Source organism: Achromobacter xylosoxidans A8 (genome assembly GCF_000165835.1).
In the GTDB taxonomy this organism is placed as follows: Bacteria; Pseudomonadota; Gammaproteobacteria; order Burkholderiales; family Burkholderiaceae_B; genus Achromobacter; species Achromobacter xylosoxidans_B.
The window spans coordinates 1073977-1095891 of sequence record NC_014640.1 but is presented as its reverse complement, the minus strand read 5'-3'; the positions used below and the strand labels follow the sequence as shown (position 1 = coordinate 1095891).

Below are 21915 nucleotides of genomic sequence, written 5' to 3'. Positions count from 1 at the left end.
AAAACCCGCAACGCCCAAAGGCTTGCGGGTTTTTTCATGCGGACCCGGTTCAGGGCTTGCGGCTGCCGCCGAGCAAGACGGCGATCTGGCGCTTCGGCCCGGCGGATGCGCCGTTGCTCCTGGGCGCCGGCTCGTCGGCCGGTGCGGACGGGGCCGAGGGCTCGTAGGGCTTGAGGAAGAAATCGTCCACGGGCTGGCGCGACGCCCCGGACGAGTAGCCGGAGCGGCGGTCGGACGAACGGCCGCGATCACCACGGCTGTCGCGGCCTTCACGACCTTCACGACCTTCACGCGAGGACGAACCGCGGTGCTCGTCGCTGCGGCGGTGGCTGCGCGCGACCAGTTCGGCCGGCACGTCGAGGGTGCCGCGCGGCACTTCGCGCTTGATGAGTTTTTCGATGTCGAGCAGGAAACGCTCTTCGTCGGGCGTGAACAAGGCGATGGCCTCGCCCGAGGCGCCGGCACGGCCGGTACGGCCGATACGGTGCACGTAGTCTTCGGCGTTGTACGGCAGGTCATAGTTGATGACGCAGGGCACGCCGGCCACGTCCAGGCCGCGCGCGGCCACGTCGGTGGCCACCAGCACTTCCAGTTCGCCGGCCTTGAAGGCTTCCAGCGCCTTCATGCGGTCGGCCTGCGTCTTGTCGCCATGGATCGACTCGGCCTTGACGCCATCGCGTTCCAGGTCGCGGGCCAGCCGCGCCGTGCCGATCTTGGTGTTGGAGAACACGATGACCTGGTTCAGGCCGCGCGACTTCACCAGGTGCACGACCGCGGCGCGCTTGGCGTCGCTGGGCATCTTGTAGGCGATCTGGGTGATCGTGTTGGCGGTGGCGTTGCGCGCCGCGACTTCGATTTCGACCGGATGATTCAGGTACGAGCGGCCGAGCTTGCGGATTTCATTGCTGAACGTCGCGGAGAACAGCAGGCCCTGGCGCTGCGCGGGCAGCAGGCGGATGATGCGTTCCAGGTCGGGCAGGAAGCCCATGTCCAGCATGCGGTCGGCTTCGTCCAGCACCAGGATGCCGACCTGGCTCAGGTTCACGTTCTTTTGCTCGACGTGGTCGAGCAGGCGGCCGGGCGTGGCCACCAGCACTTCGCAACCACGGCGCAGGGCTTCCTTCTGCGGACCGATATCCACGCCGCCGAACACCACCGCCGAACGCAGCGGCGTCTGCTTGCTGTAGCGCTTGACGCTTTCGTAGACCTGGTCAGCCAGCTCGCGCGTGGGCGTCAGGATCAGCGCGCGCACCGGATGGCGCGCGGGCGATGCGCTGGTGTTGGCCAGCGGCATGAGGCGGTGCAGGATGGGCAGCGTGAAAGCGGCCGTCTTGCCGGTGCCGGTCTGGGCCGCGCCCATGACGTCGCGCCCTTCCACCACGACGGGGATGGCCTGGGCCTGGATGGGCGTGGGGGTGGTGTAGCCGGTTTCGGCGATGGACTGCAGCAGCAGGGGATGCAGACCGAAATCAGTGAACGTCGGCGCGGGCGCGTCAGCGGCGGGTGCTACGGATTGAGTGGATTCAGTCATCAGGGTTAGGCAGATACCGGGACCAGTGAAAAAGAACAAAACGAGAGTGCTACGCGCACTGCACTACATATGCATCGGAACAACCTGAACACGCGCAATCAGCATCCTGCCTTGCAGGGCAGGCGGCGCATTCTGGATTCGATACTTATGAGGGCAGTACCAGGCCCGGATTGCTGTGGATAACATGATTTTAGCGCAGCCGCATTACCACACGGTTCGGTCCGCGTTCGAAAGGCATTGCAAACGCCTTCCGGCAGCCGCCAGAAAGCGCCCGCCGGGCATACCAGCAGCGTCCACTGGATGGACGTTTCGAAAAAAACCCGTCAACCAGCTAGCCAGCGCAGGCCCCACAGGGCCAGCATGCCCACGATGATGACCAGCACCGCGCTGCGCGTGCGCAGGAAAACCAGGATGGCGACCACGCCCGCGACCAGCTTGTAGTCGAACACCGGCCCCAGGCCAGCCTTCCAGGGCAGCAAGTCCGGCACGATGATGGCGGTCAGGGCGGCGGCCGGCGCATAGCGCAAGGCGCGCCGCACGCCCTCCGGCAGGGGGATGTAGTCGCCGAACAGCATGAAGCCGGCGCGCGTCAGCACGCTGCACAGCGCCAGCAGCAGGATGGCGGAATAGACATAGATTTCGGCGGGCCAGAGGGTCATGCGCGGGCCTTGAAGTAGCGTTCCGCCCAGATGCCGGCGACCACGCCCGCCACGACGGCGGCCGCCAGGCCGAGGCGCAGCGGCAGGACCTGGCCCGTCCAGGCGACGACGCCGGCGGCCAACATGGAAATCAGCATGGGCTTGGTGTTGGCCAGCGGCACCGTAATGGCCAGCAGCGCCAGCACCGCGGCGAAGTCCAGCGACCAGCCCGTCGGCACCATGGTGCCCAGATAGATGCCGACAATGGAGGACGTCTGCCAGACGAACCAGCCCGGCGCGATGGCGCCCAGGAAGAACCAAAGCTGTTCGCGCGTACCGCGCACGGCCGCATCGCCGTAGCGCGGCATGAACAGCACGAAACCCATGTCGGTCGTGAAATAGCCCAGCCCCAGCCGCTTGGGCCAGGACAGGTGGCGGAAATAGGGATGCAGCGCCGCGCCGAAAATGAGGAAGCGCAGATTGACGACACAACCGGCGGCGAAGATCAGCCAGAGCGGCGCGCCGGTGGCGATGAGCGGCAGGGATGTCAGCTGGGCAGAACCGGCGTACAGCAGCAGGGTCATGGCCAGCGCCATGGTCTCCGTCAGGCCGGACTTGACCATGGCCACCCCGGTGACCAGCCCCCAGGTGGCGGTGGCAATCAGGGCGGGCACGATGGCGTGGACGCCAGCGCGGAAGGCGGTGACGCGTTCCTGGCGGACCGCAATGGGGTCTTCGGTTTCAGGAAGCGCAGATTCAGAGGACAACGGCAGGCCCCTGGCGATTCGGACAGGACGACATGGAAACTCTAAGGAAAAGGAACGCACGACAACCCGTTCGCCCGCCGGGATCACTGCGCGCGGGCCTGGCGGCGCCGCGCCGGGGCGCGAATAGGCGCGTATTGTAACCTCGCTGCTTGATACAATACGGGCCTCGAGATTCTTGGGCTCTTGGGAGTAGACCATGTCGATGGCAGACCGCGACGGCTTCATCTGGTATGACGGCAAGCTCGTACCGTGGCGAGACGCGACCACGCACGTCCTGACGCACTCCCTGCACTACGGCCTGTCGGTATTCGAAGGCGTGCGCGCCTACCGCTCCGAGATCGGCACCGCCATCTTCCGCCTCGAAGACCATACCAACCGCCTGTTCAATTCGGCGCACATCTACCAGATCCCCATGCCCTTCGATCGCGACACGATCAACCAGGCGCAGCGGACGGTCGTGCGCGAGAACCAGCTGGAAGCCGGCTACCTGCGCCCCCTGGTGTTCTACGGCCCCGAGAAGATGGGTGTGTCGCCCAAGGGCGCCCGGGTGCACGTGGCTATCGCCGCCTGGCCCTGGGGCGCCTACCTGGGCGAAGAGGCGCTGTCCGCGGGCATCCGCGTCAAGGTATCGTCGTTCGCGCGCCAGCACGTGAACGTCACCATGCCGCGCGCCAAGGTCGCCACCACCTACGCCAACTCGATCCTGGCCAATACCGAGGCCCTGCAGGACGGCTACGACGAAGCCCTGCTGCTGGACACCGAAGGCTTCGTGGCCGAGGGCTCGGGCGAAAACCTCTTCATCGTCAAGGACGGCGTGCTCTGCGAACCGGAGATCGCGTCCGCCCTGACCGGCATTACCCGCTCCACCATCCATGCGCTGGCCGCCGACCTGGGCCTGCGCGTGGTGACCAAGCGCCTGACGCGCGACGACGTCTATATCGCCGACGAGGCGTTCTTCACCGGCACCGCCGCCGAGGTAACGCCCATCCGCGAAGTGGACAACCGCCAGATCGGCACTGGCCGGCGCGGCCCGATCACGGAGAAGCTGCAGAAAGCATTTTTTGACGTGGTGAATGGCCGCAACCCGAAGTACCATCACTGGCTGAGTAAAGTCTGATCCGCGCGGCCCGGTCCCCGACCAGGCCGCATCATTGCCCCAACCTGCCGTTTACCGGTTTTTTTTTCAGGAATATCCATGACCGCTGCTGCTCCGGCCGCCGTCCCCCACCCCCACGAAGTCATCGAGGTCGGCGCCGACGACCTGCCCGTGTTCTGTCCGGGCCCCAAGGCGCCGCTCTGGAGCATGCACCCGCGCGTGTTCCTGGACGTGGCCCGCAGCGGCTCGGCCAGCTGCGCCTACTGCGGCGCCGAGTACCGTCTGAAGCCCGGCACCGTGCTGCACGGCCACGGGCACTGAGTCACCCGCTCTACAACGTCGACCCGTATCCGCCATCATGTTCGCCACGCCCGAAGAAGCAGAGCACGCGTTCTACGAAGCCCTCGAGCAGGCGGACGTCGTGCGCCTGATGCAAGTGTGGGCGGACGACGAGGAAGTCGTCTGCATCCATCCGGGGGGCCTGCGCATCGTCGGCCATTCGGCGGTGCACGACTCCTGGCAGCAGGTGCTGACCAACGGCCCGCTGCACGTGCGGCCCCTGCGCCCGCTGGTCATGCTGAGCATGATGTGCGCGGTGCACGTGCTGGTGGAACAGGTGGCGGTACAGACGCGGGAAGGCACGCAATTCGCCAATTGCTATGCCACCAACATCTACCACAAGGGCCCCACCGGCTGGCGCATGGTCATGCACCATGCCTCGCCGGCGCCCACGGAAGCCGGGGTGCTCGACTTGCACGACGTACCCGACATGCTGCATTGAATCGGGTGGATTTTTAGTTGGCCGCTGCTCGTCTTGATACAACGCCCTGTCCCGTTCCCTCCTGGTTGCCCGGAGGCGACAGCCAGACGGTTTATGCCGCCCTGTTCGCGCAGTACCACCGCATCGCGTTCGTGCGCGAACGGGTGGACACGCCCGATACCGACTTCGTCGACTTCGACTGGACCGGCCCCGGCCTGTTCCCGCACAAGTCCGCCGACGGCGCGCCCGTCAGCGGCCAGCGCCCGGTCGCGAATGGCAAGACTGCCGCGGCCAGGTGGATGACGGACGCGGACTGGAAGTCCCTGCCGCATACGCCTGACACCCCCGCCCTGATTCTGTTCCATGGCCTGGAAGGCGGCAGCAACAGCCGCTACGCGCAATCTATCGCGCATCATTTCCGCGCGCGCGGCTGGATCGTGGTGATCGCGCATTTCCGCGGTTGTTCCGGCGTGCCGAACCGCCTGGCCCGCGCCTATTACTCCGGCGATTCGGCCGAGGTCGGCTTCATGCTGGAAACCGTGCGCCAGCGCATCCCGCATGCGCGCTGGCATGCGGTCGGCGTATCGCTGGGCGGCAACGCCCTGCTCAAGTACCTGGGCGAGCACCAGGAAGACACCGGCTGGCTGACCGCCTGCGCGGGCGTGTCCGTGCCGCTGGACCTGGTGGCTTGCGGCAAGACGCTATCCACCGGCATGTTCAACCGCCGGGTCTACACCGCTCATTTCCTGAAGACGCTCAAGCACAAGGTGCTGGAGAAGGCGCATCGCTATCCTGGCGCCGTCGACGTCATGCGCATTGCGCATGCGCACGACCTGCGCGAATTCGACGACACCTACACCGCGCCCATGCATGGTTTCCGCAATGCGCTGGACTACTGGACGCGCGCGTCCAGCAAGCCCTGGCTGCCGAAGATATCCGTGCCGACGCTGGTGCTCAATGCGCGCAACGATCCGTTCGTGCCGGCCGCGTCGCTGCCGACACCCGAGGATTGCTCGCCCGCCATACTGCTGCACCAGCCCACGGACGGCGGCCATGCCGGTTTTCCGACGGGCAGCTTCCCGGCTCATCTGAACTGGCTGCCGCAGCGGCTGGGACGCTTCTTCGAAACCGGCCAGTAGGGCGCCTGCGCCCTACCCCGCCCGGCCCGGCGCTCAGCCCGATTTGAAGCGTTCGAGCAACTGGCGCTCTTCGGCCAGCTTGTCCTTGACTTCCTTGATCTGCACGTCGATCTGCGACTGCTCGTAGAAATCGGTGGACATGTTGCGCGCCTGCTGCAGCTGCGATTCCGCGGCTGCGTAGGCGCCCGTCATGACGTAGTAGCGGGCCTGGTCGCGGCGGGCCGCCACCGGCTTGCCGTTGCGGTCTTCGCTCTGCGCCAGCATCTGGTAGAGGCTGGGCTCGTCGCTGCCCCACTGCTTGATCCTGGCCCGCAGGTACTCCTGCGCGTCCGTGTGGCGGCCGATGCTTTGCATCGCCTGGGCGTAGGCGATGCCCAGGGCCCGGTGGCCGGGCCAGCGCTTGGTGCCGGCCTGGGCCAGCTCCAGCGCCCGGGGGTACTCCTTGCGCGCCAGGGCGATATCCACGCTGAGTTTGGCCAACTGGGCCGAGCTGCGGCCGTCCGCCGACGCCAGATTCCAGTTGCGCTCGGCCTCCGCCAGGTTGTTGCGCTGGAACGCCTGCAGCGCCAGGCCGTAGTAGGCGGCCGACTTGCGCACGCCCGACAGCGCCTGGGCCTCGTCCTGCAACTGCTGGCCGGCGGTGCGCAGGCTGACCGCGTCGCGGCCCTGCACCACGCGCATCTTGGCGCGGATGTACCAGAAATCGTCGCTGTCCACGTGGCGCGTCACGGGAGACTGGTTGCGCACCCGATTCTGCACGTCCGACATGCGCTCGATGGAGAGCGGGTGGGTGCTGGCCCATGAGCCGCCGCCGGCGCCTTCATTCAGGCGCGAAGCGTTCATCAGGCGCCCGAACATCTGCGCCATGCCTTCGGCGTCGTACCCCGCCTTGGTCAGCATCTGCAGCCCGGCCCGGTCGGCCTCGCGTTCCGCATCACGGGAAAAGCCCAGTTGACGGTTGATGGCCGCGGCTTGGCCGAAAGCCGCCACGCCCACCGCCAGATTGCCGCCGCCCCCGGCCAGGGCCGCCAGCAGCGCGCCGGCGAGGCTGGCCAGCATCACCATGCTGTTCTGGTTCTGCTGGGTCATGCCGCGGGCGATGTGGCGCTGCACGACGTGGCCGATTTCGTGCGCCAGCACTGCGGCCAGCTCGGACTCGCTGGCGGAAGCCACGATCAGCCCCGTATTGACGCCGATGAAGCCCCCAGGCATGGCGAAGGCGTTGATCTCGGGGTCGCGCACGCCGAACATCTCGACCTCGGGGACCGCGCCGGGCGCGAACGCCGCCAGCTTGCGCCCCATGGTAGTGAGGTACTGGCTGAGCTCGGAATCGTCCACGTAGGTCGGGTCGCGCCGCCCCTGGGCCATGATGGCCTCGCCCAGGCTGCGCTCCAGCATGGGGGACAGTTCGGCCGCGGACGCCGCCCCCATGGAGGGCAGGCCCACGGGCTGCGCCCAGGCAGCAATGGGGAGAGCGGGCACGGTCAGGGCCACGGACAGCCCGACGATTGCACCCCGTTTCGCAATCGAGCAAATGGATGGCATTTTCCTGCGGTTCATAAGCCTATGATAGCGATGCGCTTAAAATGTTTCATCGATAGCCCAACGAGGTTTCAATGCGTCCTGTCCGTAAAGCTGTTTTCCCTGTCGCCGGCATGGGCACGCGCTTCCTGCCCGCCACCAAGGCGATGCCCAAGGAAATGCTGCCCGTGGTCGACAAGCCGCTGATCCAATATGCCGTGGAAGAAGCCGTGGCCGCCGGAATCACGGACCTTATCTTCGTGACGGGGCGCAATAAGCGCGCCATCGAAGACCACTTCGATTCCGCGCCGGAACTCGAATCGGACCTGGAAAGCAAGGGCAAGCATGAGCTTCTGGCCATGGTGCGGGGCATTCTACCCGCGCATGTGAATTGCCTCTATATCCGCCAATCGGCGCCGCTGGGCTTGGGCCATGCGGTGCTGTCCGCCGCGCCCGCCGTGGGCGACGAACCCTTTGCCGTGCTGCTGGCCGACGACCTGATCGACTCCGACCAGCCCGCGCTGAAGCAGCTGATCGAGGTGGCCGTGGCGCAGAACGCCAGTGTGCTGGGCGTGCAGGACGTGCCGCGCGCCGATACCCGCAAGTACGGCATCGTGGCCACCCGCCAGGGGGATGCCAGCGCCCACGGCCGCACCGAACGCGTCACCCATATCGTGGAAAAACCGGATCCCGAAGCCGCGCCGTCGACGCTGGCCGTGGTGGGCCGCTATGTGCTGGAAGCGGCGATTTTCGACCACCTGCGTTCGACCAAGATGGGCGCTGGCAACGAGATCCAGCTGACCGACGGCATTGCCTCGCTGATGCGCGAGCGCGCCGTGTATGCGCACCGCTATGAAGGCGTGCGTTATGACTGCGGCAGCAAGGCCGGCATGTTCCAGGCCACCGTGGCGCTGGGCAAGAAGTACCACGGCCTGCTGCCGGAATAGCCGCAAGCCTGCGGCCGTTCATGGTCCATCAAGGCTTGAGCGCCGCGGCCTCCCTCGGGCTGCTCAAGCCTTGTTCCAGGGCCTTCCGGACCGTCTGATCCCGGCCTTTTGGCCCGCCTATGCCATAACGCTGCGCCAGTGCGCCCATCAGGACGATCACGGCGCCCAGCGCGGACGTGTACAGCACTTCCTGGCGATACGTTCCCTCCACCACCATCGTCGCCAAGGCTGCGCAGATGAACAGGATGACCGCCCAGGTCAGCCATGGGAACAGCCACATCTTGAACTTCAGTTCGACGCCTTGAGCCTGCAGGCGCTGCCGCATGCGCAGTTGGCAGAATGCGATGGTCAGGTAGACAAACAGCGCCACGCAACCGGTGGTTTGCATGAGGATGTCGTACAGGTCCATCGAAGACGTTGCCATCATGTAGACGGCAACGAATGCGAACACGCTGGATATGACCACGCCCACGTACGGCGCGCCGGTGGAGACGCCAGTCACCGCCATGATGCGATGGGCGTCGCCGCGGCGGGCCAATGAATAGAGCATGCGCGACGAGACATACAGCGCCGAGTTGAAGCAGCTGCAGACGGAGGTCAGCACAATGGCGTTGACGATCCATTGCGCGTAGGGAATGCCCATTGCGTCCAGGACCACGTTGTAGCTGCCGCGCGTGGGATCGACCAGGGCCGGAGTGTCATAAGGCACCAGGCATACCACCAGGAAGATGGACCCCACATAGAACAGGCAGATCCGCCAGACCACCGACCGGATGGCTTTCACGATCTGGCCGCCGGGCTCGGAGGTTTCGCCCGCCGCCACCGTGACGACTTCCGCGCCCATCATGGCGAACATGATGCCTAGCAAGGCGGTGACCACGGCGCTGGGTCCATTGGGCATGAAGCCCCTATCGGTCAGGTTGGACATCCCGCCGGCATCGCCCAAGGGCCACAGATGCGCGACCGCCAAGGTTCCGATCGCCAGAAACAACACGATGGCGACGACTTTGATCAGGCCAAACCAGAACTCGAATTCCCCGTAGTTCCTGACGTTCATGAAGTTGACGCCGATCAGCCCAAGCGTCAGGAGCAAGGCGTAGACCCAATCGGGCGCCGCGGGAAACCAGCCGTGCAGAATCTGTCCCGCGACATAGGCTTCCCAACCCATCAGCAACGCCCAGAAGTACCAGTACAGCCAGCCGATGGTGAAACCCGCCCAGCGTCCGATGGCCCGGTCCGCGTAAGTCGAAAATGAACCGGTATCTGGCTGGGCCACGGCCATCTCGCCCAGCATGCGCATCACCAGAAATACCAGGATCCCGCCCCCCAGATAGGCCAGGATCACCGCGGGTCCGGCCAGCGCGATTTGCTTGCCGGACCCGACAAACAAGGCTGCGCCGATCACGCCCGCGATGGAAATCATCGTCATATGACGCGATTGCAGCCCACCTTTGAGTCCCTCACCCTTAGACATGCTTTCTCCTTAGACCGCAGCCCCGGCATGGGGCGCGTTTTTTTGATTTTTCCGGGGCGGGCCGCACGGCAGGCCCGATGGATGGCGACGCTCAAGCCTTGTCTTCAAGGCCAGCGGGAGCCAGCCCCGCGAGCATCACGTCGATTCGGCGCGGCGCAAGATCCCGCGCTTCACGCCACTCCTTTCGGCGCACGGCGTTGCGGACCAGCGAGCCGCCCAGATACTTGATGGGTTCGGGCGGAAATCGCTTGGCCTTGCGGCCGACCAGGGCGCAGCGGCGCCACTCATCGTGGCGATCCAGCGCAAGGCTGGCCAGGATCCTGCCGCCCAACAGGCTGGGCGCGACGCCATTGCCGCTCCAGCCCACGCCGTAATGGATATGCTCGGTGCCCGCCAAGGTGCCGAAAACGGGCAGGCTGTCATAGGTCCGATCGATCGGACCCGACCACGCATGAGAGACGCGTACGTCGGCAAGCGTGGGATAGGCGCGGCGGAAATCCTGCTCCGCCATCCGGCAGCTTGCTTCGTGGCGGCTGAAGGTGTCGTCAATGGCGCCACCCCAGGAGAGCGCCCCCGTGCCCTTGCCGTATACGATTCGCCCGTCTCTTGTGGTTCGGTAGTACCCGACCATCAACTGGGAATCGGTGATGGCTTCCCCGCCGGTCCAGCCCAGGGAGGCCAGGCGGCCGGGAATGGCCTGCGTCACGACGATGGAACTGTTGACGGGCACGATCAGCCGTGCAATTCCGGGGATGGAGGCCGCCCACGCGTTGGTCGCCAGCACGACGCTTTTTGCCAGGATGGTGCCGCGGGCGCTACGAATCACCGAAGGGCGACCCTGACTCCATTCCAGTACGGGTGTGTGTTCGTGAATCACGATGCCGCGTTCAAGGGCCACCCGGCGCATGCCTCGTACCAGCCGTGCCGGCTGCACCGTGGCGTTGCCGCGTTCGAATACGCCCGCCCTGTGCAAGCGGGACCCGGTGCGACGCGCGACGTCCTCCGGCAGCATGGCCTCGAAGGGATGCGCACCGACCCGCGCGCAGGCCCGGACGGTGCCTTCCCATGACTCGCGTTGCGCGTCGGACGTGGCAGTCCAGAGCCATCCGCCGCGGCGAAAGTGCGCGTCGATGCCATGCCTGCCGCAGAACTGTTCGATGTCATCGATGGCGCGCGCCGAAGCCCGGGCCAGGAACAAGGCATCGTCGACGTCGGCGAAAGCGAGCAGCGTTGCGATTTTGGGCCACCAGGACATGGCCATGCCGCCATTGCGTCCTGAAGCCCCGCCCCCGCAGACGTCCTGCTCCAGGACGACGACTTTGGACTGAGGACTGACCTCCTTGATGGTCAACGCCGTCCACAGACCGACATAGCCGCCGCCGACAATCACGATGTCGGCAGCCTGGCTGCCGGTCAGGGGCGCGCACGCCTGCAAGGCGGGTTCGGCCTCCTGCATCCAGAAGCTGCGTTGCAGAGGGAGCAAGGCAGGCCTTGAACGGCGTGGAGTAAGCATGAGCGAAGCGTCCCTATCCGACTATCGTTTAGGAAAATATATCTACATATTTTCTGTAGGTTGCGATCCTATCCAAGCTGATTTTCACGAAAAATAGGGGCTTTCCCTTATACCTACGGTCCATTCATGAAGGACGAGGTTTATATAATTTATCTATATATATTCTGTATGTCTTACGATGCCAGCGGGTCCGCCACGCTGGCCAAGGGTCCCCGCGCCCTGCATAGGAACTCACTGCATGTCTGAATATCGAATCGGCGACGTCGCGCGTCTCACGGGTACGAACATCTCGACGCTGCGGCTGTGGGAGCAACACGGACTCCTCGTCCCGGCGCGCACCGAAACGGGGCAGCGCATCTATTCAGATGCGGATCTGGCGCGCGTATCCCACATTGTTCGTCTGCGGCAGATCAACGGCCTCAACATGCCTGCAATCCGCCGCGTCCTGGAAGAATCGCAGGCCGCGGCCGGGGCCGTGGCGCCGCCGCCATCCGCTGGTGCGGCCGCCGCCGCGCCTCAGGCCCGCGAAATGGCTGACGCCGTCGCGCTCGGACTGCGCTTTCGCGCCGCGCGTCGACACGCGGATCTGTCGCTGAAAGAAGCGTCGGACGAAACCAGTCTGCCGGTATCCTTCATTTCCACCTTTGAACGGACCGGGCGCGGCGCCACCGTCGCGAGCCTGAAGCTGTTGGCCACCTGTTATGGCACCTCGTTGACCGCCTTGTCGGAAGCGTCGCCCAAGCCATCGCGCAACGCGGCGGAGGTGGTGCGCCGGGGCCACGAAGCGCAAGCTCCGTCTTTCGGCGCCGGCATCCAGATCCTGCAACTGGCTACCAGCCTGCCCTCGCTCGACTGCCAGAAATGGATCCTGGCGCCAGGCGCCCGCAGCGAGGGCGCCTACGCACACCATGGAGAGGAGTGCATACACGTCCTCCGCGGCGAATTCAGCATTACGGTGGATCTGTCTGCGCCCGTGACACTGCATGCCGGAGACAGCATTTCGTTCCTGAGCGCACGGCCTCACTCGTGGAAAGTCGTCGGCGAGGAACCCGTGGAACTGTTCTGGGTCAACACGCCGAAGAGCTTCTGAAGCCCGCAGGGCAGCGCCCCATCATGAAGCCCTAGGCTGAAGCGGCGCGCGCGCGAGCCCTGGCCCGCGCCTGGGCATCGCGGTCCGCCTTGCGCAGGCGTCCCTTGGCCGACAGGCGCATCAAGGTTCCCAGGGCCACCATCAGGCCGATCACTTCGACCAGCGCAGCCGGAATCCACATGGTCAGGCCGCCTATGGTCTGATCGGTCTGGGCCGACATGGCGATGGCCCGGCCGCACAGCTCGAACAGCGGGTAGATATCGCTTTCAGTAAAGGCGATGATGGCCCCCGCCACCATCTGCGGCAGCATCGTCAGCACGGGCGAAATGACGCGGCCGCCCGGCGTCATGGCCGCCGGCGGCGCGGGCCTGCGGTCCAGGATCAGGTTCCAGTACATGAAGCCGCTGATCACCACCGACCAGTTCATCAGGCGATACAGGCGCCAGTCCAGCATGGAATAGAACTGCACCGACGGGATCAGCCAGACGATCACCAGGAAGACGAATAGCGCCGGCACGAAGATCTTGTGGGTCAGCAGCGTCACCGTGGCGCGACCGGCGCCGGTGCGCAGGAAGTCGCGCAGGCGGATGCGCCAGCTCATGGGCAGCCCCGCCCGCATCACCTGCCCCGGGAAAGCCGCCATGACCAGCAGCGGCCCCAGATGGTGCAGCACCAGATGCTGGATGCGATGGATGAAGAACATGCGCTCGGCGTAGTAGTCCAGCCGGGTATGCATGGACAGGTACAGCAGCACCATGCCGGTCCAGAACAGGATGCGGCGGGCGACGGTCACGTGATGGACTTTTTGGCCGCGCACGAACAGTGCGATGGCCACCAGGAAGGAGGCCACCAGCGTGGGAGAGAACTCCCAGGGTATGAGCCATTCGAGACTATCCATGCAAACCATCCGGAAAACGTCGGGGCTGTACGAGGACGGGCGCCATGCGCCGCACCCGCCGATTGTAGTTGACCCCGGCCCGCCCTGCCCCGGCGCTCAGAAACGGTGTGAAATGCCCGTGCCCACGCGCGTGGTGTGGGAATGGGCAGGATCGAACTGGTCGTCCAGCGTGTAGTTCGACACATAGCCGGTAAAGGCATAGAGCGTCGTGCGCGGGGACAGGCCGTAGGTATAGCCCAGAGTCATCACCTGCGCATTGCGCGCCGTCATGCCGTTGTCCCAATGCCAGTCCGGCCGCGCCAGCGACCATTGCAGCAGCACCGTGCCCGGCCCCACCGGCACGCTGGCGCCGACCAGCCAGGCGTTGACCGTGCCGCCGCGCACGAAGGCGGCCGGTCCCAGGCCCATGCCCAGGCCGTCCGGATCGCCGCCGTCCAGCCCGACGTCGCCGTTGCGTTGGCGCGACCAGGCCAGGGACAGCTTCAGCACCTCGAAATCATACGAGGCGCCCAACTGCACCGCCTGCGGCCGGCCATTGCTGCCCGGCGGGGCTTCGGCCAGGCGCAATTGGTCCCAGGTGGCGACCGCCAGCAAGGGGCCGTCCTCATATTTCAGCCCCAGGCTGAGGGCGCGGTTATTGTTGGCGGTACGGAAGCGGCTGCGGTCGTCGGCGTCGAAGGAATAGCCGATGCCGGCCTGAAAGCCCTGCCAGACCGGCGTGTAGTAATTGACCAGGTTACTGAACTGGTAGTTGTCGGACGCCTTGAACGTGGCGCCCATCCCCATTTCCTTCCAGGAGGCGATTTCCAGGGAATTGCCGTAGACCTGGCCTATGGTGTGCTGACGACCCAGCCGCAAGTCGCCGTAGCTGTCATGGGCCAGGCCCACCCAGGCGGCGTAGTTGAAGAGGCGATCATCGTCGGCCCGCTTGCCCGACGAGGGATCGAAGCCGCTTTCCAGCTGGAAGCGGGCGTTCCAGCCGCCGCCCATGTCTTCCGCCCCCGTCATGCCCCACAGCGAGTCGGTCAAGCCGCCGTTGAGCAGCCCGCTATGGCTGCCCTGCCCCGACACCTTGGTGACGGCCACGCCCGCGTCGACCACACCGTACAACGACAGCCCCTGTGCGGTATCGGCGCCGCGCGCCGCCAGGGGAAGAGCCAGGCCGGCCGCCATCAGCGCGGCAAAAGTAGCGATTCTCATGCGTTTCTCCTGATTGCGCGGCGGGCATGCGCCCGCCGCGGTCCTCATCTACTTATTGCCAGCCATAACGGCGGACCCAGATTCCCTTCAACAACTGCGTCAGCGTGCAGTAGGCCAACAGGATGCCCACCAGCCAGGGGAAATAGCTCCATGGCAGCGGCTGCAGCTGGAGGTATTCCGCCAGCGGCGAGAACGGCAGCAGCAGCCCCATCGCCACCACCATCAAAGTCATGCCCATCAGCGGCCAGGCGGCGCGGCTTTGCAGGAACGGGATCTTGCGCGTGCGGATCATATGGACGATGAGCGTCTGCGACAGCAAGCCTTCGACGAACCAGCCCGACTGGAACAGGGTCTGGTGTTCCGGTGCATTGGCCTGAAATACGTACCACATGAGCGCATACGTAGCGATATCGAATATGGAACTGATCGGACCGAAAAACACCATGAAGCGGCCCAGGCCGTCAGGGTCCCACTGCTGGGGCTGCTTCAACAGCTCTTCGTCGACATTGTCGAACGGAATCGCCGTCTGGGAAATGTCGTACATCAAGTTCTGCACCAGCAGATGGATGGGCAGCATCGGCAGAAACGGCAGGAAGGCGCTGGCCACCAGGACCGAGAAAACGTTGCCGAAGTTCGAGCTGGCCGTCATCTTCAGGTACTTGAGCATGTTGCAGAAGGTCTTGCGGCCTTCGATGACGCCGTCCTCCAGCACCATCAGGCTCTTTTCCAGCAGGATGATGTCGGCCGCCTCTTTCGAGATATCGACCGCCGAATCCACCGAAATGCCCACGTCCGCCGCCCGCAGGGCCGGGGCATCGTTGATGCCGTCGCCCATGAAGCCCACGGTGTTGCCCTGGGCCCGCAGGCTGTGCACGATGCGCTCCTTGTGGGCTGGCGTCAGGCGCGCGAACACATTGGCCTCGCGCACGGCCGCGGCCAGTTGCGCCTCGTCCATCGCCTCGATCTCGGCGCCCAGGTAGACCTTGCGCACCTCGAAATCCACCTCGCGGCAGACCTTCTGGGTTACCAGCTCGACGTCGCCCGTCAGCACCTTTACTTCGATGCCGGAGTTCCTGAGCGCCTTGAGCGCGGGAGCGGTGGATTCCTTGGGAGGATCCAGGAAAGCCATGTAGCCGACCAGCACCAGGTCGGACTCGTCGGCCACGCCATAGGTTTGCTGGGTCGGCGGCATTTCCTTGACCCCTACCGCGATGACGCGCAGGCCGTCACGGTTCAGGTCCGCCGTCACGCGGCGGATATCGGCCCGGCGGGCATCGGTCAGCAGATGTTCTTCGTGGCCCACGCGCAGGCGGGTGCAGGCCGACAGCATTTCTTCCAGCGCGCCCTTGCAGATCAGTTCGTGGTGCTCGCGGCCGTTCTCGGTCTCGTTCACCACCACCGACATGCGGCGCCGGGAAAAGTCGAAGGGGATTTCGTCGACCTTGCGGTACTTCGCCGCCAGATCGAGCTTGCGCTCGACCTCGGCGTGCTGCAGCACCGCCACGTCCAGCAGGTTCTTCAAGCCGGTCTGGTAGTAGCTGTTGAGATAGGCGTAGGCCAGCACATCGTCGCTGCTGGCGCCATACACATCCGTGTGGCGTTCCAGCACGATGCGATCCTGGGTCAGGGTGCCGGTTTTGTCGGTGCACAGCACGTTCATCGCGCCCAGGTTCTGGATGGCATCCAGCCGCTTGACCACCACCTTGCGGCGCGACATGCGCACCGCCCCCTTGGCCAGCGTGGCCGTGACGATCATGGGCAGCATTTCGGGCGTCAGGCCCACGGCGATGGCCAGCGCGAACAACAATGCCTCCATCCAGTCGCCTTTGGTAAAGCCGTTGATCAGCATGACGATGGGTGCCATGACCAGCATGAAGCGGATCAGCACCCAGCTCACCCGGTTGATGCCTTGCTGGAACTGGGTCGGGGCTCGGCTGGTCTGCGTGACGCGCCCGGCCAGCTGGCCGAAATAGGTGCGCGAGCCGGTGGCCACCACCATGGCGCTGCCGGAGCCGCTGACCACGTTGGTGCCCATGAACGCCATGTTCTCCAGTTCCAGCGCGTTGGCGGTGTCCGTGCGCTGCGTGGCGTATTTTTCGACGGGCAGGGATTCGCCCGTCAGCGCGGCTTGCGCGATGAACAGGTCCTTGGCGCCCAGGATGCGGCAGTCGGCGGGAATCATGTCGCCGGCGGACAGGAGCACCACGTCGCCCGGCACCAGTTCCGTCAGCGGCGCCTCCACCTGGCGCGAGCCGCTGACATGCAGCGTCACGCCAAAAAAGCGGCGGGCGTCGCCTTCGGCCTGGGTGGCGGGATCGCTGCGCAGCACGGTGGCGGTGTTCTGCACCATGGCCTTGAGCGACTCGGCGGCGCGGCTGGAGCGCTGCTCCTGCGCAAAGCGCAACACGGTGGAGATGAGCACCATGGCGCCGATGATGAACACCGCCGTCCAGGACTGGTCGTCCGGGACGGCCATGTGCACGTCGGTAAGCCAGGACAGCGCCGCCAGCGCGGTCAGGAGCAGGTTGAACGGATTGCGGTAGGACAGCCAGAGATGGGCAGGCCAGGAGAGCGGCTTTTCATGGTCGACCTCGTTGGCGCCGTAGCGTTCGCGCGCGGCCTGTGCCTGGGCTTCCGACAGCCCGCCGCGGCTGCTGCCGAACAGCGCGAACACGGCGCCGAAGTCCATGCGCGACAGGTCCAGCATCTGGCGGTTGGCGTGGCGCGCGGTGTCGGAGGCTGCGGCGGCGGCCGCCGCGCCTTGTTCCGGCAGGGGCGAGCGGCGGAAGTGCCTTGCGGTTTGCCGCAGGCCGGCCGCGGACGTAAAGAAGGACTTGAGGAACTTGAACATGGGAGTGCTCCGGTTGTACGTATCGTTGTCGGAGACACGGACGACCCTGCCCGCCGCGCCCGCGCGCAGGCAGCAGCAGGCCGCGGCTTTCGCGCAGAAAGCCGTCAAGCCGCCGCGTACAGGCGTGCGCAGGCGCCGGAGCAATGTTGCCGGTGTCCGGATCGCATGAAATGCGCCGGGTGCGGAAAACGGAAGGGAGCTAGCGGGGGAATCGATACCGGCGGCAAGGGCGCACAAGGTGTGGGCCAGGCCGGGGATTCTTGGCTGCGGACTCCGTACGGGCCAGGATGACTATCCTGCCTGTCGGCTCGCAGCGAGTAGACAGATCAGACAGGCATGCCGGCGCCGCGCACTGGGCGCAATCGAGGCTCGGGGTCTAAGGCACTAGGCATGATCTCTCCTGTGGAATGAATCGGCTGCCGTCAGGCCAGCGCGGCTTGCGCGGCGGCTTGCGTGGCTTGCGCGCCGAAATGGACGTGGCGCACGGCGGGATTGGCGCTCAGGCGGCGCGCCTGCGACATCAATTCGCCGCGCAGCTCCGGCGGGCAATTGACGGTGATGCAGGCCGATGCCATGCCAGGATCCCGGCCCTGGTCGATCTGCACTTGCGAGACATCCAGGCCGGCGGCGCTGAAGTCCAGGCAGATCTGCTTGCGCAAGGCGCCCAGCTCGTCGCGCGGACAGATGACCGTCAGGCGCGAAGTGCCGCGGCGGCGGCCCAGGGCGGTGGCGCGGTCCACGCCGGCGCGGCGTAGGAACAAGTCGAAGAAACGCATAACGACCTCCATTGCAAGAATGGGGAGCGTGATCGCGAATACGCGCGCACTCGCGCGGCGCTCGGCGGACTGGCACGGGCAAACGTGCACGAACGCTGACGCTGCGGATGGCGGCGGTTCTGGCGGTTTACGTTGGGGAGGTTCCCGGCAAGCCGCTGGCTTGCGCGATTGCCCGGGCTTGCGCCTGGAGCTTGGGATACAACCGCAACCTGTTCAACAGGCTGCGGCAGACGGAGTTCTGCGTGGACCTGTTAAACAGCGACGTCGATGCAAGATCGACTACTTTCGCCGGAATCGGTATTCACGAAGACTGCTCCTGGGATGGATAACAGGCAGGATTTTACGCGGGTTTCCACTTATGGACAAGGTTTTTGCCGCTAAATCGGACTTGAATGCCGCAAAAACCGGCGCGGGGCCGCAGCCCCGCGCGCAAACCACTGTCAGACGTAGAAATGCCAGCCCAGATAGGCGGCGAACACCGCATACAACCCGCCCACCGCCGACAAAGCCGGCACGCTCATGGCTGAACGGCGGAAACGCAACCACAGGAGACCGATAGACAACATCGTGAACAGACCAGCCGCCAGCAAGGGCGCGTCCAGCAGCCACGGCGTCATGAAAATCCCCAGCGCGCTGGGAATGGTCGCCTGGATCATCATGGCGCCCGAGATGTTGGCCAGCGCCAGCCGCTCCTTGCCCTGGCGCACCCAGATCAGCGCGTTCATGATTTCCGGCAACTCGGTCGCCACCGGCGCCAGCAACAGGGCGGCAACGTGCGGCGACGCGCCCATGGCTACGCCCAACAACTCGATCTGATTCACGAACACATGCGATGCGCCGGCGATGACCACCAAGGCCAGCAGCGTCTGCGCGACTGCCCAAAACATGGCCGGGTCTTCATCGCGGGGGCGCAGCTTCAGCGGTTCCAGTTCCTCGGCATCCAGGCTGGCCTCGTCGCGGCTGAGTTCGCGCTTGACGTAGAGGCCGTAGGTGGCCAGGAACAGGATGCCCAGCCAGGGCTTCCAGGCAAAGGCCAGCAGACCCAGGCCCACCTTGAAGATGAAGATGCCCATGAACCAGGCTTGGTCGCGGGCCAGCCGGCGCTGGTCCGCGTTGATACAGTCCGCCTGCGTGGCCTGCCCGCGCCGAGCGCGCCACAGGGCCAGGCCGACCACCGCGTACGCCAGTGTCGCCAGCACCAGCGGGCCGCCCATGGCCGCGCCGACGCCTATGTCTTTTTGCTCAGGGGTTTCGCCGAACACGACGGCCATGAAGGTCACCGCGCTTTCCGGCAAGGCGGTGCCGAACGCGGCAAGCACGGTGCCGGTGGCGGTGGCGCCGAGCTGAAAGCGATGGCCGACCCATTCAACGCCATTTACGAAATATTCGCAGGCGAAGTAGATCACTGCCGCTGACAGGAAAAACAGGAACAGGGTGAGAAACATATAGGCGAGCCGGACGAGCAGAAACCAATTGGCGCGACGTCGCGGCTCGCCCGGCTGGGGTGAACGCAACGCGGCCAAAGGTCTCGCCTGGCTGGTCCATGCGGCGGGCTTGCCGACATGCATGGAACCGCTACTAGCGCCATGGAGTTCTAGCGGCTGCTGCGCAGCGCTGAACCACCAAGTCTGTTGACGCTAGCTCCTTTGAGGGGACAAAGGATGGCTACTCCCCAATGACAGAGCGGCGATTGTAGCAGCTTGCCCATCGGTATCCAGTGAATTCCGCGCAGGCCGCGTGGGCTGTTGCATCCGGGGGATGGCGGGTAAAGTAAACGGCATCCTCACCCTGCCGGGGTTCGCGCCCCAGTCCGCCATGAGCCTGCCTCCCGACGACATTGCCCCCTACGCCGCACGGCGCCAACGCCTGATGGAGCAGATGCGCGCCGATGGCGGCGGCATCGCCATACTGGCGACCGCCCCAGAGGCCACGCGCAACCGCGACGCGGAGTATCCGTACCGGCACGACAGCGATTTTTTCTACCTGACCGGGTTCACCGAACCCGGTGCCTGGCTGGTGCTGAGCGCGGGTGCGACCGACCGCGCCATACTGTTCTGCCGCCCGCGTCACATCGAACATGAAATCTGGGAAGGCAAGCGTTTCGGCCCCGAAGCGGCGGCAGCGCATTTCGGCTTTGACGACGCGCATCCGCTCGATGCGCTGGACGAGCTGATGCCCGCGCTGCTGCAGGACCACGCCACCCTGTACGCGCCCTTGGCGGGCGACAAGCGCAGCGACGGCCGCCTGCACCGCTGGCTGGCCGCGGCGCGCGAAGCCAGCCGCGGCGGCCATGCGCCGCCCTCCCGCCAGCAGGACGTCCGCGCCCTGCTGGCCGAAATGCGGCTGATCAAGGACGCCACCGAAATCGCGGCGATGCGGCGCGCGGCCAAGATCTCCGCCGGCGCGCATGTGCGCGCGATGCGCGTCGCCCGTGCCGGCATGCGGGAGTACGAGATCGAAGCCGAACTGCTGTACGAGTTCCGCCGCCACGGCGCGCAATCGGTCGCCTACAACAGCATCGTGGCCGCGGGCGCCAACGCCTGCGTGCTGCATTACCCGGCTGGCGAGGCGACGCTGCGCGACGGCGATCTGGTGCTGATCGACGCGGGCTGCGAGGTCGACAGCTATGCCAGCGACATCACCCGGACCTTTCCCGTGAACGGCCGCTACAGCGGTCCGCAACGCGCCCTGTACGATCTGACGGTGGCCGCGCAGGATGCCGCCGCCCAAGCCACGGCGCCGGGCCGCAGCTTCAACGACAGCCACCAGGCCGCCCTGCGGGTGCTGGCGCAAGGCATGCTGGACCTGAAGCTCTTGAAGGGTTCCCTGGACGGCGTGCTGGAATCCGGCGACTACAGCCGCTTCTACATGCACCGCACCGGCCACTGGCTGGGCCTGGACGTGCACGACGTGGGCGACTACCGCCAGCCCGGCCCGGCCCATGGCGCCGAACGGCCCTGGCGCAAGCTGGAAGCGGGCATGATGCTGACGATCGAGCCCGGCATCTACGTGCGGCCCGCCGACGACGTTCCCGAGGCGTACTGGAACATCGGTATCCGTACCGAGGACGATGCGCTGGTCACCGACGAAGGCTGTGAACTCATCACCCGCGGCGTGCCGGTGCAGGCCGGGGAAATCGAAGCGCTGATGCGCGAATAGGCAGGCAACGCGCCTGGCCCGCGCTAGAAGACGTAGCCGTCCAGCCAGCCCATGGCGATCCAGGTATAGACCACCACCATGGCGATGGCGAACATCGAGACGATGGCGCCGACCAGGCAGGCCAGGATGGCGACCAGCACCGGCCCCCAGCCGGTCCGGGTCGGCCTGCCCAGGCCGTCGTTATAGAGACGGTCGAATTTCTCGTCCGGCATCAGCGAGAACACCGCGCTCTCGATGAAGCCGTCGACCATGGGAATGAACACCAGGAAGAAAGCGGGGTTGTCGTACCAGACGGGATAGAAACTGAACGCGCAGAACAGGCTGACCAAGGTGTACGCGGTCACCAGCCAGGCGTGGCGCCGGCCCAGATACCACCAATGCGCCCCCACCGCCCCGAACAGGCAGGCCAGCAGCCCTACCGCGACTTTGCCGCGCGGGCGGCGGGCGGTAACGGCGGACAGCGGAGAGGAAGCCTGGAGCTGCGTCATATCGATCGACCGGAAAGGGAACCACGGCGCCAAGACGCGCCGGCTGCTGCGGATTGTAGTGGACGGT

General features: G+C 65.7%; 19 protein-coding genes and 1 riboswitch. Of the genes, 7 read left to right on the top strand and 12 right to left on the bottom strand.

All coding sequences use genetic code 11. The features are described from left to right. Positions 1–49: 49 nt before the first annotated feature. From AXYL_RS05050 to AXYL_RS05040, 3 genes are all read right to left on the bottom strand, one after another. The gene (locus AXYL_RS05050) at positions 50–1531 is read right to left on the bottom strand and encodes a DEAD/DEAH box helicase (protein WP_013391748.1); all 1482 of its coding nucleotides are present in this window, start codon (positions 1529–1531) and stop codon (positions 50–52) included. A gap of 323 nt (positions 1532–1854) precedes the next feature. Further along, positions 1855–2190, bottom strand: a complete 336-nt coding sequence (locus AXYL_RS05045; protein ID WP_013391747.1) for an AzlD domain-containing protein — start codon at positions 2188–2190, stop codon at positions 1855–1857. Beyond that, positions 2187–2936: an AzlC family ABC transporter permease gene (locus AXYL_RS05040; RefSeq protein WP_013391746.1), complete on the bottom strand. Its 750-nt coding sequence runs from the start codon at positions 2934–2936 to the stop codon at positions 2187–2189. Before AXYL_RS05040 ends, AXYL_RS05045 begins: the two co-directional genes overlap by 4 nt. Before the next feature lie 196 nt (positions 2937–3132). On the opposite strand from AXYL_RS05040, the gene AXYL_RS05035 reads away from it, so the two are divergent. The 4 genes from AXYL_RS05035 (at position 3133) to AXYL_RS05020 (ending at position 5931) form a co-directional block, all read left to right on the top strand. Further along, positions 3133–4053: a branched-chain amino acid transaminase gene (locus AXYL_RS05035; protein ID WP_013391745.1), complete on the top strand. Its 921-nt coding sequence runs from the start codon at positions 3133–3135 to the stop codon at positions 4051–4053. Positions 4054–4131: 78 nt separating this feature from the next. Continuing rightward, complete coding sequence (locus AXYL_RS05030) at positions 4132–4353, top strand: zinc-finger domain-containing protein (protein WP_013391744.1); 222 nt, start codon at positions 4132–4134, stop codon at positions 4351–4353. Between the two features lie 37 nt (positions 4354–4390). Beyond that, positions 4391–4813, top strand: a complete 423-nt coding sequence (locus AXYL_RS05025) for a YybH family protein (RefSeq protein WP_013391743.1) — start codon at positions 4391–4393, stop codon at positions 4811–4813. A 17-nt stretch (positions 4814–4830) separates the two neighbouring features. Beyond that, the gene (locus AXYL_RS05020; protein WP_013391742.1) at positions 4831–5931 is read left to right on the top strand and encodes a YheT family hydrolase; all 1101 of its coding nucleotides are present in this window, start codon (positions 4831–4833) and stop codon (positions 5929–5931) included. A gap of 33 nt (positions 5932–5964) precedes the next feature. Here the strand turns inward: AXYL_RS05020 and AXYL_RS05015 are convergent, their stop codons facing one another. After that, positions 5965–7491, bottom strand: coding sequence for a M48 family metalloprotease (locus tag AXYL_RS05015; RefSeq protein WP_013391741.1), 1527 nt, complete (start codon positions 7489–7491; stop codon positions 5965–5967). Positions 7492–7547: 56 nt separating this feature from the next. Here AXYL_RS05015 and galU point away from each other — a divergent pair, with 56 nt between their 5' ends. After that, complete coding sequence (gene galU / locus AXYL_RS05010) at positions 7548–8399, top strand: UTP--glucose-1-phosphate uridylyltransferase GalU (RefSeq protein WP_013391740.1); 852 nt, start codon at positions 7548–7550, stop codon at positions 8397–8399. A 28-nt stretch (positions 8400–8427) separates the two neighbouring features. Here galU and AXYL_RS05005 read toward each other — a convergent pair whose 3' ends face one another. Together AXYL_RS05005 and AXYL_RS05000 are read right to left on the bottom strand one after the other, a co-directional pair. Continuing rightward, positions 8428–9873 carry an amino acid permease gene (locus AXYL_RS05005; RefSeq protein ID WP_013391739.1) on the bottom strand — a complete coding sequence of 482 codons (1446 nt, stop codon included), beginning with the start codon at positions 9871–9873 and terminating at the stop codon, positions 8428–8430. A gap of 91 nt (positions 9874–9964) precedes the next feature. Beyond that, positions 9965–11329, bottom strand: a complete 1365-nt coding sequence (locus tag AXYL_RS05000) for an NAD(P)/FAD-dependent oxidoreductase (RefSeq protein WP_237709978.1) — start codon at positions 11327–11329, stop codon at positions 9965–9967. A 295-nt stretch (positions 11330–11624) separates the two neighbouring features. Here AXYL_RS05000 and AXYL_RS04995 point away from each other — a divergent pair, with 295 nt between their 5' ends. Further along, a complete protein-coding gene (locus tag AXYL_RS04995; protein ID WP_013391736.1) occupies positions 11625–12476 on the top strand; it encodes a MerR family transcriptional regulator in 852 nt (283 codons plus the stop codon). Positions 12477–12507: 31 nt separating this feature from the next. Here AXYL_RS04995 and AXYL_RS04990 read toward each other — a convergent pair whose 3' ends face one another. From AXYL_RS04990 to AXYL_RS04965, 5 genes are all read right to left on the bottom strand, one after another. Beyond that, positions 12508–13383, bottom strand: a complete 876-nt coding sequence (locus AXYL_RS04990; protein ID WP_085947786.1) for a cytochrome c oxidase assembly protein — start codon at positions 13381–13383, stop codon at positions 12508–12510. A gap of 87 nt (positions 13384–13470) precedes the next feature. After that, positions 13471–14574 carry a porin gene (locus tag AXYL_RS04985; RefSeq protein WP_013391734.1) on the bottom strand — a complete coding sequence of 368 codons (1104 nt, stop codon included), beginning with the start codon at positions 14572–14574 and terminating at the stop codon, positions 13471–13473. Positions 14575–14626: 52 nt separating this feature from the next. Then, positions 14627–17425 carry a magnesium-translocating P-type ATPase gene (gene mgtA / locus AXYL_RS04980; protein ID WP_013391733.1) on the bottom strand — a complete coding sequence of 933 codons (2799 nt, stop codon included), beginning with the start codon at positions 17423–17425 and terminating at the stop codon, positions 14627–14629. A 422-nt stretch (positions 17426–17847) separates the two neighbouring features. Beyond that, positions 17848–18201 carry a hypothetical protein gene (locus AXYL_RS04975; protein ID WP_013391732.1) on the bottom strand — a complete coding sequence of 118 codons (354 nt, stop codon included), beginning with the start codon at positions 18199–18201 and terminating at the stop codon, positions 17848–17850. Between the two features lie 440 nt (positions 18202–18641). Next, positions 18642–19646 carry a sodium:calcium antiporter gene (locus AXYL_RS04965; RefSeq protein ID WP_013391730.1) on the bottom strand — a complete coding sequence of 335 codons (1005 nt, stop codon included), beginning with the start codon at positions 19644–19646 and terminating at the stop codon, positions 18642–18644. Positions 19647–19687: 41 nt separating this feature from the next. Next, positions 19688–19887, bottom strand: a riboswitch (yybP-ykoY riboswitch). A 129-nt stretch (positions 19888–20016) separates the two neighbouring features. Between AXYL_RS04965 and AXYL_RS04960 the strand changes: the two genes are divergently transcribed. After that, complete coding sequence (locus tag AXYL_RS04960; protein ID WP_041654941.1) at positions 20017–21360, top strand: aminopeptidase P N-terminal domain-containing protein; 1344 nt, start codon at positions 20017–20019, stop codon at positions 21358–21360. A 23-nt stretch (positions 21361–21383) separates the two neighbouring features. On the opposite strand, the gene AXYL_RS04955 is transcribed toward AXYL_RS04960, so the two are convergent. Then, complete coding sequence (locus tag AXYL_RS04955; RefSeq protein WP_013391728.1) at positions 21384–21848, bottom strand: hypothetical protein; 465 nt, start codon at positions 21846–21848, stop codon at positions 21384–21386. Positions 21849–21915: the final 67 nt, after the last annotated feature.